Source organism: Pseudomonas sp. R28(2017) (assembly GCF_002112505.1).
Taxonomy (GTDB): domain Bacteria; phylum Pseudomonadota; class Gammaproteobacteria; order Pseudomonadales; family Pseudomonadaceae; genus Aquipseudomonas.
Genome location: NZ_NEHW01000015.1, coordinates 110,991 through 123,951 on the forward strand (window position 1 = coordinate 110,991; position 12,961 = coordinate 123,951).

The following is a 12,961-nucleotide window of genomic DNA, read 5'->3' on the forward strand; positions in this document are numbered from 1 at the left end:
ATGCAAGCTTCCCTGCAACACACCCCCAAGACCCTCCTGGTCAAGAACGCCGCACTGCTGGTCACCATGGACGGCGAACGCCGCGAGATCAAAGGCGGCGGCCTGTACATCGAAGACAACCTGATCAAGCAGGTCGGCCCCAGCGATACGCTGCCGCAGCACGCCGATGTGATCCTCGACATGGCCGGCAAGGTGGTCATCCCGGGCCTGGTCAACACCCACCACCACATGTACCAGAGCCTGACCCGCGTGGTGCCTGCGGCCCAGGACGGCGAGCTGTTCAACTGGCTGACCAACCTGTACCCGATCTGGGCGCGGCTGACCCCGGAAATGATCTCGGTGTCGACCCAGACGGCCATGGCCGAGCTTATCCTCTCTGGCTGCACCACCTCCAGCGACCACCTGTACATCTACCCCAACGGCTGCAAGCTCGACGACAGCATCCACGCTGCCGGCGAGATCGGCATGCGCTTCCACGCCGCCCGCGGCAGCATGAGTGTGGGCCGCAGCCAGGGCGGCCTGCCGCCTGATTCGGTGGTGGAGAAGGAAAGCGACATCCTCAAGGAGTCGCAGCGCCTGATCGAGGACTACCACGATGCCAGCCACGGTTCGATGCTGCGCGTGGTGGTGGCCCCCTGCTCGCCGTTCTCGGTCAGCCGTGACCTGATGCGCGAAGCTGCGGTGCTGGCGCGCAACTACGGCGTGTCGCTGCACACCCACCTGGCCGAGAACGTCAACGACATCGCCTACAGCCGCGAGAAGTTCGGCATGACCCCGGCCGAATATGCCGAAGACCTCGGCTGGGTCGGCCACGACGTGTGGCACGCCCACTGCGTGCAGCTCGACCAGCACGGCATCGAGCTGTTCGCCCGCACCGGCACCGGTGTCGCCCACTGCCCCTGCTCGAACATGCGCCTGGCCTCGGGCATCGCGCCGATCCGCAAGATGCGCGACCACGGCGTACCGGTCGGCCTGGGGGTGGATGGCTCGGCCTCCAACGACGGCGCCAGCATGATCGGCGAAGTGCGCCAGGCGCTGCTGCTGCAGCGCGTCGGCTTCGGCCCGGACGCGATGACCGCCCGCGAGGCCCTGGAAATCGCCACCCTGGGCGGCGCCAAGGTGCTCAACCGCAACGACATCGGCGCCCTGGCACCCGGCATGATCGCCGACTTCGTCGCCTTCGACCTGGGCCACGTGGCCTACGCCGGTGCCCTGCACGACCCGTTGGCGGCCCTGGTGTTCTGCACCCCGACCCACGTCGACACCAGCGTGATCAATGGCCGGGTGGTGGTGCAGGATGGCCGCATCACCACCATCGACCTGCCGCGGGTACTGGAACGCCACAACCAGTTGGCCTACCAGCTCGTCAGCGGCGAATAACCTGAACCACCCCGGCCGCCGCGCTCGCAGGAGCGCGGCGCGCCCGGCTGCGACCCTGTAACACCCGCACCACCGAAATGCGACTGAATCCGTGCAGTTAGACGCGTAACAAAAACAAAAGCGAGCTACTCACCATGACTTCTCCCGCTACACCTCGTCCGGAAGACGAGAACCTCGGCATTGGCGCCAACTTCGCCTATGGCCTGCAGCATGTGCTGACCATGTACGGCGGCATGATCGCCGTGCCGCTGATCATCGGCCAGGCGGCTGGCCTGTCGCCGGCCGATGTCGGCATGCTGATCGCCGCCTCGCTGTTCGCCGGGGGCCTGGCGACCTTGCTGCAGACCCTCGGCATCCCGTTCTTCGGCTGCCGCCTGCCGCTGGTCCAGGGGGTGTCCTTCGCCAGCGTGGCGACCATGGTTGCGATCATCGGCAATGACGGCACCAACGGCCTGCAGGTGGTGTTCGGCGCCGTGATCGTCTCGTCGCTGGTCGGCCTGCTGATCACCCCGCTGTTCTCGCGCATCATCCAGTTCTTCCCGCCGCTGGTGACGGGCATCGTCATCACCACCATCGGCCTGACCCTGATGCCGGTGGCGGCGCGCTGGGCCATGGGCGGCAACAGCCAGGCGGCCGATTTCGGCAGCACCGCCAACATCAGCCTGGCCGCGTTCACCCTGGCCTGCGTGCTGTTACTGAGCAAGCTGGGCAGCGCCAGCCTGTCGCGCCTGTCGATCCTGCTGGCGATGGTCATCGGCACCCTGGTGGCCATGGCGTTCGGCATGGCCGATTTCTCCCGCGCGCTCGACGGCCCTTCGGTGGCACTGCCCGAAGTGCTGCACTTCACTCCCGAGTTCCAGCTGGCGGCGATTCTGTCGATGCTGATCGTCATCGTGGTGACCATGGTCGAAACCTCGGCGGACATCCTCGCCGTGGGCGAGATCATCGGCACCGACGTCAATGCCCGGCGCCTGGGCAACGGCCTGCGCGCCGACATGATCTCCAGCGCCCTGGCGCCACTGTTCGGCTCGTTCACCCAGAGCGCCTTCGCGCAGAACGTCGGCCTGGTGGCCGTGACCGGGGTCAAGAGCCGTTATGTGGTGGCCAGCGCCGGCCTGATCCTGGTCACCCTCGGCCTGTTGCCGGTGATGGGCCGGCTGGTGGCCGCCGTGCCGACCGCCGTGCTCGGCGGCGCCGGCGTGGTGCTGTTCGGCACCGTCGCGGCCAGCGGCATCCGTACCCTGGCCCAGGTGGACTACCGCAACAACATGAACCTGATCATCGTCGCCACCTCGATCGGTTTCGGCATGATCCCGATCGCCGCACCGGGCTTCTACCACCACTTCCCGAGCTGGTTCGAGACCATCTTCCACTCCGGCATCAGCTCGTCGGCGATCATGGCGATCCTGCTCAACCTGTTGTTCAACCACCTGCGCGCCGGCAACTCCGACCAGCAGTCGGTGTTCGTCGCCGCCAGCGAGCGGACCCTGCGTTACCATGACGTGGCCTGGCTCAATGAAGGCGACTTCTTCCGCGATGGCAAGCTGTTCGACTGTGAGGGCAAGGAAGTGCCGATCATCGAAGTGGATGAGGCCCATGGGCATGCCTCGGCGCCGGCCAGGAAACAGGCCGAACACGCGCACTGACAGGCAAACCTGAAACCTGATGAACAAATCTTCATGTTCGCGTTAACGCCCTGATGGTGGGCGGGATGCGCGATCCGGGGCGGTGACCGGGTCGCGCTTGCCTTGAGGCGCGGGGCCGGGTTGCGTAGCATCGCCGGCCCCGGGGCCGCTGGGCGGCCCATTCGCGGGCAAGCCCGCTCCCACAGCTACTGCGCCGATCTTGAGCTTGCGCGGTACCTGTGGGAGCGGGCTTGCCCGCGAACGAGGGCGAAGCCCTCGCCTGCCGAATCCGCTACTGCACAGAGCCCCCATGCCGCAACCGATCCCCCTCAAGGACCACGAAAAGGAAAAACACCTGGTCAACCGCCGGCTCCTGGCCTGCGCCGCCCTGGTGTTCAGCCTGTGCGCCGTCCTGGTGGGCCGGCTCTACGTGCTGCAGGTGCTGCAACACGACCAGCAGAGCGCGGTGTCGGAAAACAACCGCGTGCACATCCTGCCCATCGCCCCTGAGCGCGGGTTGATCTACGATCGCAACGGCGTGGTGCTGGCCGACAACAAGCCCAGCTTCGACCTGACCATGACCCGCGAGCGCGCCGGTGACTCGGCCAAGGTGCTCGACAGCCTGGCCGAAATCCTCGGCCTCGGCGAGGACGACCGCAAGCAGTTCGACAAGGACCTGCGCCGCGGCCGCAAACCGTTCGAGCCAGTGACCCTGATGGTCGGCCTGACGGAAGAGCAGATCGCCCTGATCGCGGTCAACCAGTTCCGCCTGCCAGGCCTGGACGTCGAACCCCAGTTCATCCGCGAATACCCGCTGGCCGAACACTTCGCCCATTCGGTGGGCTACGTCGGGCGCATCAACGAAAAAGAAGCCAAGACCCTCGACAGCACCGAGTACCGTGGTACCCAGTCCATCGGCAAGACCGGCATCGAGCACTTCTACGAAGCCCAGCTGCACGGCCACGTGGGCTACGAGGAAGTGGAAACCAACGCTCAGGGCCGGGTGATGCGCGTGCTCAACCACAAGGACCCGATCCCCGGCAAGGACATCATCCTCAGCCTCGACTCGCACCTGCAGGTGGCCGCCGAAAAGGCCCTGGGCGACCGTCGTGGCGCCGTGGTGGTACTCGACCCGGCCAACGGCGACGTGCTGGCGATGGTCAGCAACCCAAGCTTCGACCCCAACCTGTTCGTCAAGGGCATCAGCTTCAAGCAGTACGCCGCCCTGCGCGACTCGATCGACCGGCCGCTGTTCAACCGTGTGCTGCGCGGCCTGTATGCACCCGGCTCGACGGTCAAACCCGAAGTGGCCATCGCCGGCCTCGACAGCGGCGTGATCACCCCCGGCAGCCGGGTGTTCGACCCGGGCTACTACGAGCTGCCCAACTACGACCACAAGTACCGCAACTGGAACCACAGTGGCGATGGCTGGGTAGACATGTACACCGCCATCATGCGTTCCAACGACACCTACTTCTACGACCTGGCGCACAAGCTCGGCATCGACCGCCTGCACGACTACATGGCCGAGTTCGGCCTGGGCCAGAAGGTCTCGCTGGACATGTTCGAGGAAGCCCCCGGGCTGATGCCTTCGCAGGCATGGAAGCGCGCCACCCGGCGCCAGGCCTGGTTCCCGGGCGAGACGCTGATCCTCGGCATCGGCCAGGGCTACATGCAGGTCACCCCGCTGCAGCTGGCCCAGGCCACCAGCCTGCTGGCGAGCAAGGGCGTGTGGCACCGCCCGCACCTGGCCATGACCGTGGGTGGCGAGGCGCCGGTCGACCCCAACCCGATGCCCGACATCGTGCTGCACGACAAGCACGCCTGGGACCAGGTCAACGTCGGCATGCAGATGGTCATGCACGACCCGCGCGGCATCGCCCGCGCCGCGGCCGCCGGCGCCCAGTACCGCATCGCCGGCAAGAGCGGCACGGCGCAGGTGGTGGCGATCAAGCAGGGTGAGCGCTACAACCGCAACAAGACCCTGGAGCGGCACCGCGACAACGCCCTGTTCGTCGGTTTCGCCCCGGCCGACCACCCCAGCGTGGTGGTGGCGGTGATGATCGAGAACGGCGAGGCCGGCGGGCGCGTTGCCGGGCCGGTGGTACGCGAAGTCATGGATGCCTATCTGCTCGATGAGCAGGGCCACCTCAAGCCTCAATATGCCGGCACGCCCGCAGCCAAGGCTGTGCCGCACACCTGAGCGGCTGGCGGAAACACTGCTGTCTCAAATTGCTACATTTCGAAGCGCCGAACGGGGGCTGCATGCCTGCCCGTTCGGTTCAAAGCCTCCCAGACGCACCCATTACCTCATTGAAATCAAAGCCTTGCCTTGCAAGCAGCACAGCTACGGCGGTCTTCAGGCCTGCTTTTTGCTTGAATATTCAAGTGATTTTCAAGGCATACCCCATAGACCAAGAGGTCGCCCGAGCGATCGCGTCAAGCCCTACCGTGCGAGGCATCCATGACCCCTGCAAGCCGTGTTTCCGACGACCACTTCCAGGCCTGGCTGAGCCAGGTCAATGAAGCCTGCGGCCATTTCAACGGCCGCAAGCTCGACGCCGGCTTCGTCGGCCAGCTGGAAAAGTGCCAGGCAGGCCAGATCTCCATGAGTATCGTCGACATGACCCAGGTCAACCTGTTCCGCGGCCCGCGGGAAATCCGTGCCAGCAGTGCCGACCACTACTACGCCGTGCTGCAGATGGCCGGCACCTCGCGCATCGAGCACCAGGATGCCCGCATCGAACTGCAGGCCGGCGACCTCACCCTGATCGATGCCAGCACCCCGCTGGACATGCACTTCCACCAGCGCTCGCGCCAGCTGTCGCTGATCCTGCCGCGCAGCCAGGTGCAAAGCGGCACCCGGGGCATCGGCGTGGCCTGTGCCAGGCGGATCGAGGCCAACACGCCGCTGGCCAGCATGGCCCGGCTGATGATGCTCGAAGCCGGCCGCACCCAGCACATGGCCAACCACGAGAGCCAGGCGGTGCTCGACGCCCTGATCACCCTGCTGCGCCCGGCCATTGCCCAGGACGCCATCCCCGGCAGCCACGAACGCATGTTCCGCAAGGCCCTGGCGCTGATCGACCAGAACATCACCTGCGAAGGCCTCAGCCCCGAGTTCATCGCCCGCGAAGTGGGCATTTCGATGCGCAGCCTGTACCGCATCTTCGCCAAGCACGAGCTGGTCATCGCCCAGTACATCCGCAACCGCCGCCTGGACTTCTGCGCCGAGAGCCTGCGCAACCCGGCCATGGACCAGAAGGTTTCGTCGCTGGGCTACGCCTGGGGCTTTTCCGACTCGAGCTATTTCAGCACCGCGTTCAAGGCCCGCTTCGGCATGACCCCCGGCGAATACCGCCGGCGCCACGCCAACTGACAAGCCGCCTGTAGCGGCCTCTTCGCGGCGGTTCGGCGCGCCGACTTGTCCGCAAAAGGGCAGGCCCTGCCGTCACCTTGGCACAGCACCCAAACCAACTGGCAGCCAGCACAAAAGCCGGCGCCGGGGCTTCCTGCATGATCGTTGGCATGTCTTCGGAACTTCTGCCAAACCCATAACAAAGGAAGCCAGACCATGCATCACCGCCCGTTCCGTCTCACCCTGGCCGCAGTCCTCGCCGGGGTCTCGCTTGAGGCGTCCGCACTGGAGCTCTACGGCGATGACGAGCGCCACCTCAATGCCAACGTGGAGGCCGTGTTCGGTGCGTTCCACAGTGAAGAAAGCTACGCCATCGCCCGCGACCAGCCCGGCTCCACCTCGTGGCGCGAGGGCTACATCAAGTACGGCCTGAGCGGCGACCAGCGCCTGGGCGGCAGTGGCTCGCTGTACGGCGCCTTCGCCCTGCTCAGCTCCGGCACCTGGGGCGATGGCGACGCCGCCGGCTTCAGTGACGGCAGCGAACGCACCACCAAGATCGAGGATGCCTACCTGGGCTGGAAGTCGGGCAACCTGGTGCCCGCACTCGGCGAGGATGGCATCGACCTGTCGTTCGGCAAGCAGATGATCGCGGTCGGTGACGGCTTCCTGATCCAGGGCGACGCACTGAACATCGGCCATGGCCTGGCCGACGGCCAGTTCAACCGCGGCGGCGCCTACTACCTGGCGGCGCGCAAGAGCTTCGACAAGACCGCCGTGCTGCGCCTGGGCGGCAAGCAGGGCTGGCGCAGCGACCTGATGTGGCTGCAGTCGGACAACCGCGCCCAGGCCAAGACCGAAATGCACGTCGCCACCCTGGAGCACGTGGCCGATGCCGGCACGGTCGGCCTGACCTACATCGACACCACCCACGTCGACAAGGCATTCGCCTCGCCGCAGCAGCTGGAACGCGACGGCATGAAGACCTACAGCCTGCGCGGCCAGGGCAATGCCGGGGTGGAGAACCTGTTCCTGTCCGGCGAGTACGCCAAGCAGGACAAGCCGCACACCGCCACCGAGGATGCCTGGTACCTGGAAGCCGGCTGGACCTTCGCCGACGTGCCGTGGCAACCGAATGTCAGCTACCGCTACAGCCGTTTCTCCGAAGGCTATGACACCTTGTTCTATGGCCTGAGCCGCGGCCTGGGCACCTGGTTCCAGGGTGAAGTGGCCGGCAACTATGCCGGGCCGTTCAACAGCAATGCGCGGATCCAGAAAGTAGGGTTGACGGTGAGCCCTGCCCCATCGCTCAACGTCGGGATCCTGGGCTTCAAGTTCGACACCATCGACCGCAGCCTGGGTAATGCCGACGGGCATGAGGTGGATCTTTATGCGGAGTGGACAATCAACGACCACCTGATGATCGTGCCGCTGGTGGGCCTGTACCAGCCCGATCACAGTGCCGAGCAAGGCGGGACGCAGCTGGGCAATGACAACCGCAACCTGTACAGCCAGGTGGTGTTCGTCAGTACCTTCTGAGTCGCCCTCTTCGCGGGCACGCCCGCTCCCACAGGTACCGCACAGCGCTTGAAGTTTGTGCAATACCTGTGGGAGCGGGCGTGCCCGCGAAGAGGCTAACCCGATTATCGATCAGGCACCGGCAAAGGCGCCTCACTGTTCCAGGCGGTCACCGGCCGGCTGAACAGGTTCTCGGTCTGGAAATGCGCCATCCGCCACTGCCCTTCCTCCTGCGCGAACCGCACCGTCAAACGCGCCGCGTTCAGGTGCGAGGCACCGTCGGCAAAGGTGCTGGTCTGCAGCATCACCCACCGCCCCAGCCCCTGCCCGCCTTCCACCTCGATGACCTCGCTGGTCAGGAAGTGCACGTTCAAGGCAAAGTGCGCCGGGGTCTTCATGTAGGTGGCGAACATCGCACCGATTGCCTCACGCCCCCGGTAGCCGCCGAAACTCGCGGCGTACTTGGCCCCCTTGCCCTCCCACACGGCCTCACGGGTGAACAGCCCGGCCAGCTCGTCCAGCGGGGTGCTGGCGTCGAGCTGGTCGCACAATTCCATGTAGCGGTTGATGCACACGCGAATGGCCTGCTGGTCTTCGAAGCGTTGCAGGCGGGCCTGCAATTCATGGATATCGTTCATCGCCACCTCAGAACAGGTTCAGCAGCAAACGCTCGGCCACGGCCAGCAGCTTCTCGTCGGCGCCCTTGGCCGCCACCAGTTGCAGGCCAACCGGCAGGCCGGCCTCGCTGCCCAGCGGGATGCTCAAGGCCGGGTGCCCGGACAGGTTGAACGGCCGCACCAGCGAAGTCATGCCCAGCACCGCTCGTGTGTCCGCGGCATCTTCCAGGCGCAGCGGGAAGTTCGGCATGGTCGGCAGCGCCAGCACATCGTAGCTGGCCAGGGCCTGGTCGACTTCCGCGGTGAAGCGCCGGCGCACCTCTTCCGCTTCGGCCAGCGCCGTGTCGGTGGTCTGCCCCGCCGCCGCCAGGCGCCCGGCGATGTCGGCACCGACCTTGCCGGTTTCCAGCAAATGGCCACAGCCCGCGAAGGTCTCGCGGTTGATCACCACCATGCCGGCCTCGTAGGCCGCACCAAAATGCTTGAGCTCGACGTTGCCCAGTGGCAGCCCGCTGGCGGTCAGGGCGCCCTGCACCACTTTGTGGATCGCCGCCTCGGCAGTGACCCGCAGCACGCCGATACGGGCCTTGGCCGGGACCTGCGCCGGGGTGAAGGTCGGGTCGATCATGCACATAGCCCGCACCAGCATCGGCAGGCTCGCAGCGAACGGGCCGACGCAGTCGAGGCTGGTGTGCGCCGGCATCACGCCTTTGCGGCTGACCCGGCCAAAGGTCGGCTTGAGGCCGAACACGCCGCAGCAGCACGCCGGTACCCGCACCGAGCCCCCGGTGTCGGTGCCCAGGCTGAAGTCGGCCAGGCCCGCCGCCACCGCCGCCGCCGAACCGCTGGAAGAGCCACCCGGAATGCGCCCGGGGAAGCGCGGGTTCGCCGCCGTGCCGGTGTAATGGTTGATGCCGGTGGTGCCGAACGCCAGCTCATGCAGGCTGACCTTGCCGGTCAGCCGCGCGCCGTTGGCCAGCAACTGGCTGACCACCTCGGCATGCCGTTCGGCCAGCGGGGCGTGCTCCAGCGCCTGGCTGCTGGCGCGGGTCGCGGTACCGGCGACGTCAATGGTGTCCTTGACCACGACCCGGGGGCCGCTGCCGCCCAGGTCAAGGGTTTCAACTATGATTGTCATTTTCGTGGAGCCCTTCTCAAGAATGGATGCCGGACCGTGGCCCAGCCAAGAACATGCGTGCTAATTACTGGAAATGTCAACTGAACATTCCCGTAATTACTGGCGCAGTTGCGGTGGTCAAATGCGCGGAAAGGTCTATGATGTCGCGACTATTTCCGCACAAGTAGTGAATCGATGAGCACGTCTAAAAACAAAGGCCACAGCCATCACGACCCGGCCAGCGATGAATTTCGCAAGGAAGATTTCCCCTTCTACTGGCTGGCCCGTGTGCACGGCCGCTACACCCAGAACATGGAACGTCTGCTGAAGAAGGTCGACCTCGACGTGCCGCGCTGGCGCGTGCTGTGGATCCTCAACGAGAACGGTGAATCGAGCATTTCCGAAATTTCCACCCACGCCATCGCCAAGCTGTCGACCATCACCAAGATCGTCTACCGCATGAAGGAAGATGGCCTGGTCGATACCGCGCCCAGCCCCGAAGACGGGCGCGTGACCCAGGTGCGCATCACCGAGGTCGGCCTGCAGAACATCGAACGCATGCAGGAGGTGACCCGCGAGTTGTTCCAGCGCAGCTTCAAGGGCTTGACCGAGGCGCAGGTGCAGCGGTTGAACAAGATGCTGGAAGTGGTGTTCCACAACCTCGAAACCTTGTGACTACCGGGGCCGCCGTGCGGCCCCCGCTTTCAGCAAGCCTTCGACGACTCGCACACCCGGTGGTAGGCCCGGTTGAAATACACCAGCCCGTCATCGGCGCCGCCGTGGCGGATGTCCTGGATCTCGCAGTAGAAGATGCTGTGCGAGCCCACCTCATGCACCTGGGCAATCCGGCAATCGAAGTTCACCAGCGCTTCCTGCATCACCGGCGCGCCACTCTCCAGCACCGTCCAGTCGGTGACGGCAAAACGCTGGTCCATGTTCAGGTTGCGGTTGGCAAACGCCCCCGACAGTTCCTGGTGGGTGCCGGCCAGCACGTTCACGCACAGCGCGCCGTTGGCCTTGAACTGCTCGTTGGAGTACGAGGCGCGGTTCATGCACACCAGCAAGGTGGGCGGCGAGTCGGTCACGCTGCACACCGCCGAAGCGGTGAAGCCGAAACGACCGGCAGGGCCATCGGTGGTGATGACCGATACGGCGCCACCGAGCAGCGCCATTGCATTGCGAAATTGCGATACATCTACCATGGTCGTGCTCCTCAGATATCCAGCACCAGCTTGTTCGACTTGGCCCGCGAGCAGCACACCAGGATCTGGTCGTTCGCGGCTTTTTCTTCATCGGTCAGGTACACATCGCGGTGGTCCGGCTCGCCTTCGAGCACTTCGCACATGCAGGTGCCACACACGCCCTGCTCGCACGAAATGTCGATCTTGATGCCCACCTGGGCCAGGGCGTCGAGAATGCTCTGGCCCTCGGCGACCTGCACGGTCTTGTTGCTGCGTGCGGCGACCACTTCGAAGCCGGCACCGCTGGCGTCGACCTCGACCTGGAAGTATTCCTTGTGGATGTGCGCCTCGCTGTAGCCCTGCTGGCGCGCGCCGTCGATCACCCAGTCCATGAAGCCCGACGGGCCGCAGGTGTACAGGTGGGTGCCAGGCGTGCCGCTGCCGAGCACAGCCGCCAGGTTCAGGCGCTGGGCGGCCTCTTCATCGTCGAAGTGGGTGACCACCCGGGCGGCGAACGGCGCGCTGGCCAGCGCCTCGAGGAAGGCGCTGCGGCTGCGCGAGCGCCCGCAGTAATGCAGTTCGAATTCGGCGCCCTGCTGGTGCAGGGCATGGGCCATGGCAATCATCGGCGTGATGCCGATGCCGCCACCCAGCAGGATCGAGCGGCGCGCATCGGCCGCCAGCGGGAACAGGTTGCGCGGGGTGCTGATCTGCACCTCGTGCCCTTCCAGCAGGGTGTCGTGCACGCTTGCCGAGCCACCGCGGGAGGCCGGGTCTTTCAACACGCCCAGGCGATACACCGTGGCATCGGCCGGGTCGCTGCACAGCGAATACTGGCGCACCAGGCCCGGCGCGACATGGATGTCCACATGCGCACCCGCCTCGAAGGCCGGCAGCGCCGCGCCATCGGCCCGGCCCAGGTCGAGCACGACCACGTCGGCCCCTTGGATCTCGCGCTTGCGCACGACTACGTTCAACAGTTGTTCATTCATGGCCGGTGTCCCGCCTAACAGAGGGGCGCGTGGGCGCCCCGGAAAATATCAACGCATGAACAGGCCGCCGTTCACGTCCCAGGTCGCCCCGGTGGTGAAGTAGGCCTCGGGCCGCGCCAGTTGCACGATCAGGTCGCCAAGGAAATCGGCATCACCCAGGCGCTGCACCGGGATGTTCGCCAGCAACCCCTGCATACGCTCGGCCGGCACCGCGGCGTGCACCGCAGGCGAGTCGATCGGGCCCGGTGCGATGGCATTGACGGTGACGCCGCGGCCGGCGAACTCTTTGGCGAAGATCTTGGTCAAGGTGACGATCGCGCCCTTGCTCGCCGCGTAGTGCGCACCGGTGGCGGTGCCGCCGTTCTGCCCGGCCAGCGAGGCCATGTTGATGATCCGCCCGTAGCCGGCTTCGGCCAGGTGCGCGCCGAGCACCTGGCAGCCGAGGAACACGCTGCGCAGGTTGAGGCCGACCACGGCGTCGAACTCTTCGGGGCTGATCTGCATCAGCGGCGTGGTCTTGGTGACGGCGGCGTTGTTGACCACCGCGTGCAGGGCGCCGAAGTGCTCCAGCACCTGGGCCAGGGCCTGCTCGAAGTCGGCCTTGTTGCTGACGTCGAGCTTGACCGCCAGGGTGCGCCCGCCCAGCGTTTTGGCGGTGGCCTGGGCCAGCGCCAGGTCGCGGTCCGAGACCACCACGTCGAAGCCTGCGGCAAGCAGCCGGGCGCAGAAGCGCTGGCCGAGTCCCTGGCCGGCGCCAGTTACCAATGCGACTTGATTCATGGCGCGCTCCTCAGAGGATGTAGCCGATGCCAGCAAGGGCATCGTCGCTGTTGATCAGGCTGATCACCTTGCGGTGGATCCTGAAGCCGCCCACGGCGCGGACCAGGGTGTAGGTCAGGTCGGCGCTGTAGTGCTTGAGGCTTTCCTTGCGGAACTCGCGGATGTTCTGCGCGCAGCGCACGGTGACGTTCACACCGTCATCGGCGAGTACCCGAAAGCGCGAGATCGTGCGCACGGTGCGTGGCTGCGGGCTGGTCGAGATCGACTCGCCACCGATCAGCCGCTGCACGCGAAGGCCACGCATGTGATGGTCGTCGTAGGCGTAGTTCAGGGTGTTCTCGTAGTCGGTCTCTTTCGGGTTGATCGGGATGATGTAGGTGCCTTTCTCGGTCCACA

12 protein-coding genes are annotated in these 12,961 nt (G+C 65.9%); 6 read left to right on the top strand and 6 right to left on the bottom strand.

Annotated features, from left to right (window positions below; genetic code table 11):
* From CAF78_RS23300 to CAF78_RS23320, 5 genes are all read left to right on the top strand, one after another.
* Positions 1-1,380 carry an 8-oxoguanine deaminase gene (locus CAF78_RS23300; RefSeq protein WP_060485395.1) on the top strand — a complete coding sequence of 460 codons (1,380 nt, stop codon included), beginning with the start codon at positions 1-3 and terminating at the stop codon, positions 1,378-1,380.
* Between the two features lie 134 nt (positions 1,381-1,514).
* On the top strand, positions 1,515-3,026 hold the full coding sequence (locus CAF78_RS23305) for a nucleobase:cation symporter-2 family protein (protein WP_085679972.1): 1,512 nt from the start codon (positions 1,515-1,517) through the stop codon (positions 3,024-3,026).
* Positions 3,027-3,315: 289 nt separating this feature from the next.
* Positions 3,316-5,208, top strand: a complete 1,893-nt coding sequence (gene mrdA / locus CAF78_RS23310; protein WP_085679969.1) for a penicillin-binding protein 2 — start codon at positions 3,316-3,318, stop codon at positions 5,206-5,208.
* A 261-nt stretch (positions 5,209-5,469) separates the two neighbouring features.
* A complete protein-coding gene (feaR, locus tag CAF78_RS23315; RefSeq protein WP_085679966.1) occupies positions 5,470-6,384 on the top strand; it encodes a transcriptional regulator FeaR in 915 nt (304 codons plus the stop codon).
* Positions 6,385-6,579: 195 nt separating this feature from the next.
* Complete coding sequence (locus CAF78_RS23320; RefSeq protein ID WP_085679963.1) at positions 6,580-7,899, top strand: hypothetical protein; 1,320 nt, start codon at positions 6,580-6,582, stop codon at positions 7,897-7,899.
* A gap of 104 nt (positions 7,900-8,003) precedes the next feature.
* Here CAF78_RS23320 and CAF78_RS23325 read toward each other — a convergent pair whose 3' ends face one another.
* Positions 8,004-8,516 (bottom strand): nuclear transport factor 2 family protein, encoded by a 513-nt coding sequence (locus CAF78_RS23325; protein WP_085679960.1) that lies wholly within the window; start codon positions 8,514-8,516, stop codon positions 8,004-8,006.
* 7 nt (positions 8,517-8,523) lie between these two features.
* Entirely contained in the window at positions 8,524-9,633 is a 1,110-nt protein-coding gene (locus CAF78_RS23330; RefSeq protein WP_085679957.1) for an amidase, read from the bottom strand.
* Between the two features lie 174 nt (positions 9,634-9,807).
* Here CAF78_RS23330 and CAF78_RS23335 point away from each other — a divergent pair, with 174 nt between their 5' ends.
* Positions 9,808-10,287 carry a MarR family winged helix-turn-helix transcriptional regulator gene (locus tag CAF78_RS23335; protein WP_085679954.1) on the top strand — a complete coding sequence of 160 codons (480 nt, stop codon included), beginning with the start codon at positions 9,808-9,810 and terminating at the stop codon, positions 10,285-10,287.
* Between the two features lie 29 nt (positions 10,288-10,316).
* On the opposite strand, the gene CAF78_RS23340 is transcribed toward CAF78_RS23335, so the two are convergent.
* The 4 genes from CAF78_RS23340 to CAF78_RS23355 form a co-directional block, all read right to left on the bottom strand.
* Positions 10,317-10,814 carry a flavin reductase gene (locus CAF78_RS23340; protein WP_085679951.1) on the bottom strand — a complete coding sequence of 166 codons (498 nt, stop codon included), beginning with the start codon at positions 10,812-10,814 and terminating at the stop codon, positions 10,317-10,319.
* Positions 10,815-10,825: 11 nt separating this feature from the next.
* Positions 10,826-11,785 (bottom strand): PDR/VanB family oxidoreductase, encoded by a 960-nt coding sequence (locus tag CAF78_RS23345; RefSeq protein ID WP_085679948.1) that lies wholly within the window; start codon positions 11,783-11,785, stop codon positions 10,826-10,828.
* Between the two features lie 48 nt (positions 11,786-11,833).
* On the bottom strand, positions 11,834-12,565 hold the full coding sequence (locus tag CAF78_RS23350) for an SDR family NAD(P)-dependent oxidoreductase (protein WP_085679945.1): 732 nt from the start codon (positions 12,563-12,565) through the stop codon (positions 11,834-11,836).
* Between the two features lie 10 nt (positions 12,566-12,575).
* Positions 12,576-12,961, bottom strand: a 386-nt coding sequence (locus CAF78_RS23355; RefSeq protein WP_085679942.1) for an aromatic-ring-hydroxylating dioxygenase subunit beta, incomplete at its 5' end; no start/stop codon positions are given.

Coding starts and splice junctions, on each gene's coding strand:
- CAF78_RS23345 (WP_085679948.1), bottom strand. CDS start 11,785: ATGAATGAACAACTGTTGAACGTAGTCGTGCGCAAGCGCGAGATCCAA.
- CAF78_RS23320 (WP_085679963.1), top strand. CDS start 6,580: ATGCATCACCGCCCGTTCCGTCTCACCCTGGCCGCAGTCCTCGCCGGG.
- feaR (WP_085679966.1), top strand. CDS start 5,470: ATGACCCCTGCAAGCCGTGTTTCCGACGACCACTTCCAGGCCTGGCTG.
- CAF78_RS23330 (WP_085679957.1), bottom strand. CDS start 9,633: ATGACAATCATAGTTGAAACCCTTGACCTGGGCGGCAGCGGCCCCCGG.
- CAF78_RS23325 (WP_085679960.1), bottom strand. CDS start 8,516: ATGAACGATATCCATGAATTGCAGGCCCGCCTGCAACGCTTCGAAGAC.
- mrdA (WP_085679969.1), top strand. CDS start 3,316: ATGCCGCAACCGATCCCCCTCAAGGACCACGAAAAGGAAAAACACCTG.
- CAF78_RS23300 (WP_060485395.1), top strand. CDS start 1: ATGCAAGCTTCCCTGCAACACACCCCCAAGACCCTCCTGGTCAAGAAC.
- CAF78_RS23350 (WP_085679945.1), bottom strand. CDS start 12,565: ATGAATCAAGTCGCATTGGTAACTGGCGCCGGCCAGGGACTCGGCCAG.
- CAF78_RS23305 (WP_085679972.1), top strand. CDS start 1,515: ATGACTTCTCCCGCTACACCTCGTCCGGAAGACGAGAACCTCGGCATT.
- CAF78_RS23340 (WP_085679951.1), bottom strand. CDS start 10,814: ATGGTAGATGTATCGCAATTTCGCAATGCAATGGCGCTGCTCGGTGGC.
- CAF78_RS23335 (WP_085679954.1), top strand. CDS start 9,808: ATGAGCACGTCTAAAAACAAAGGCCACAGCCATCACGACCCGGCCAGC.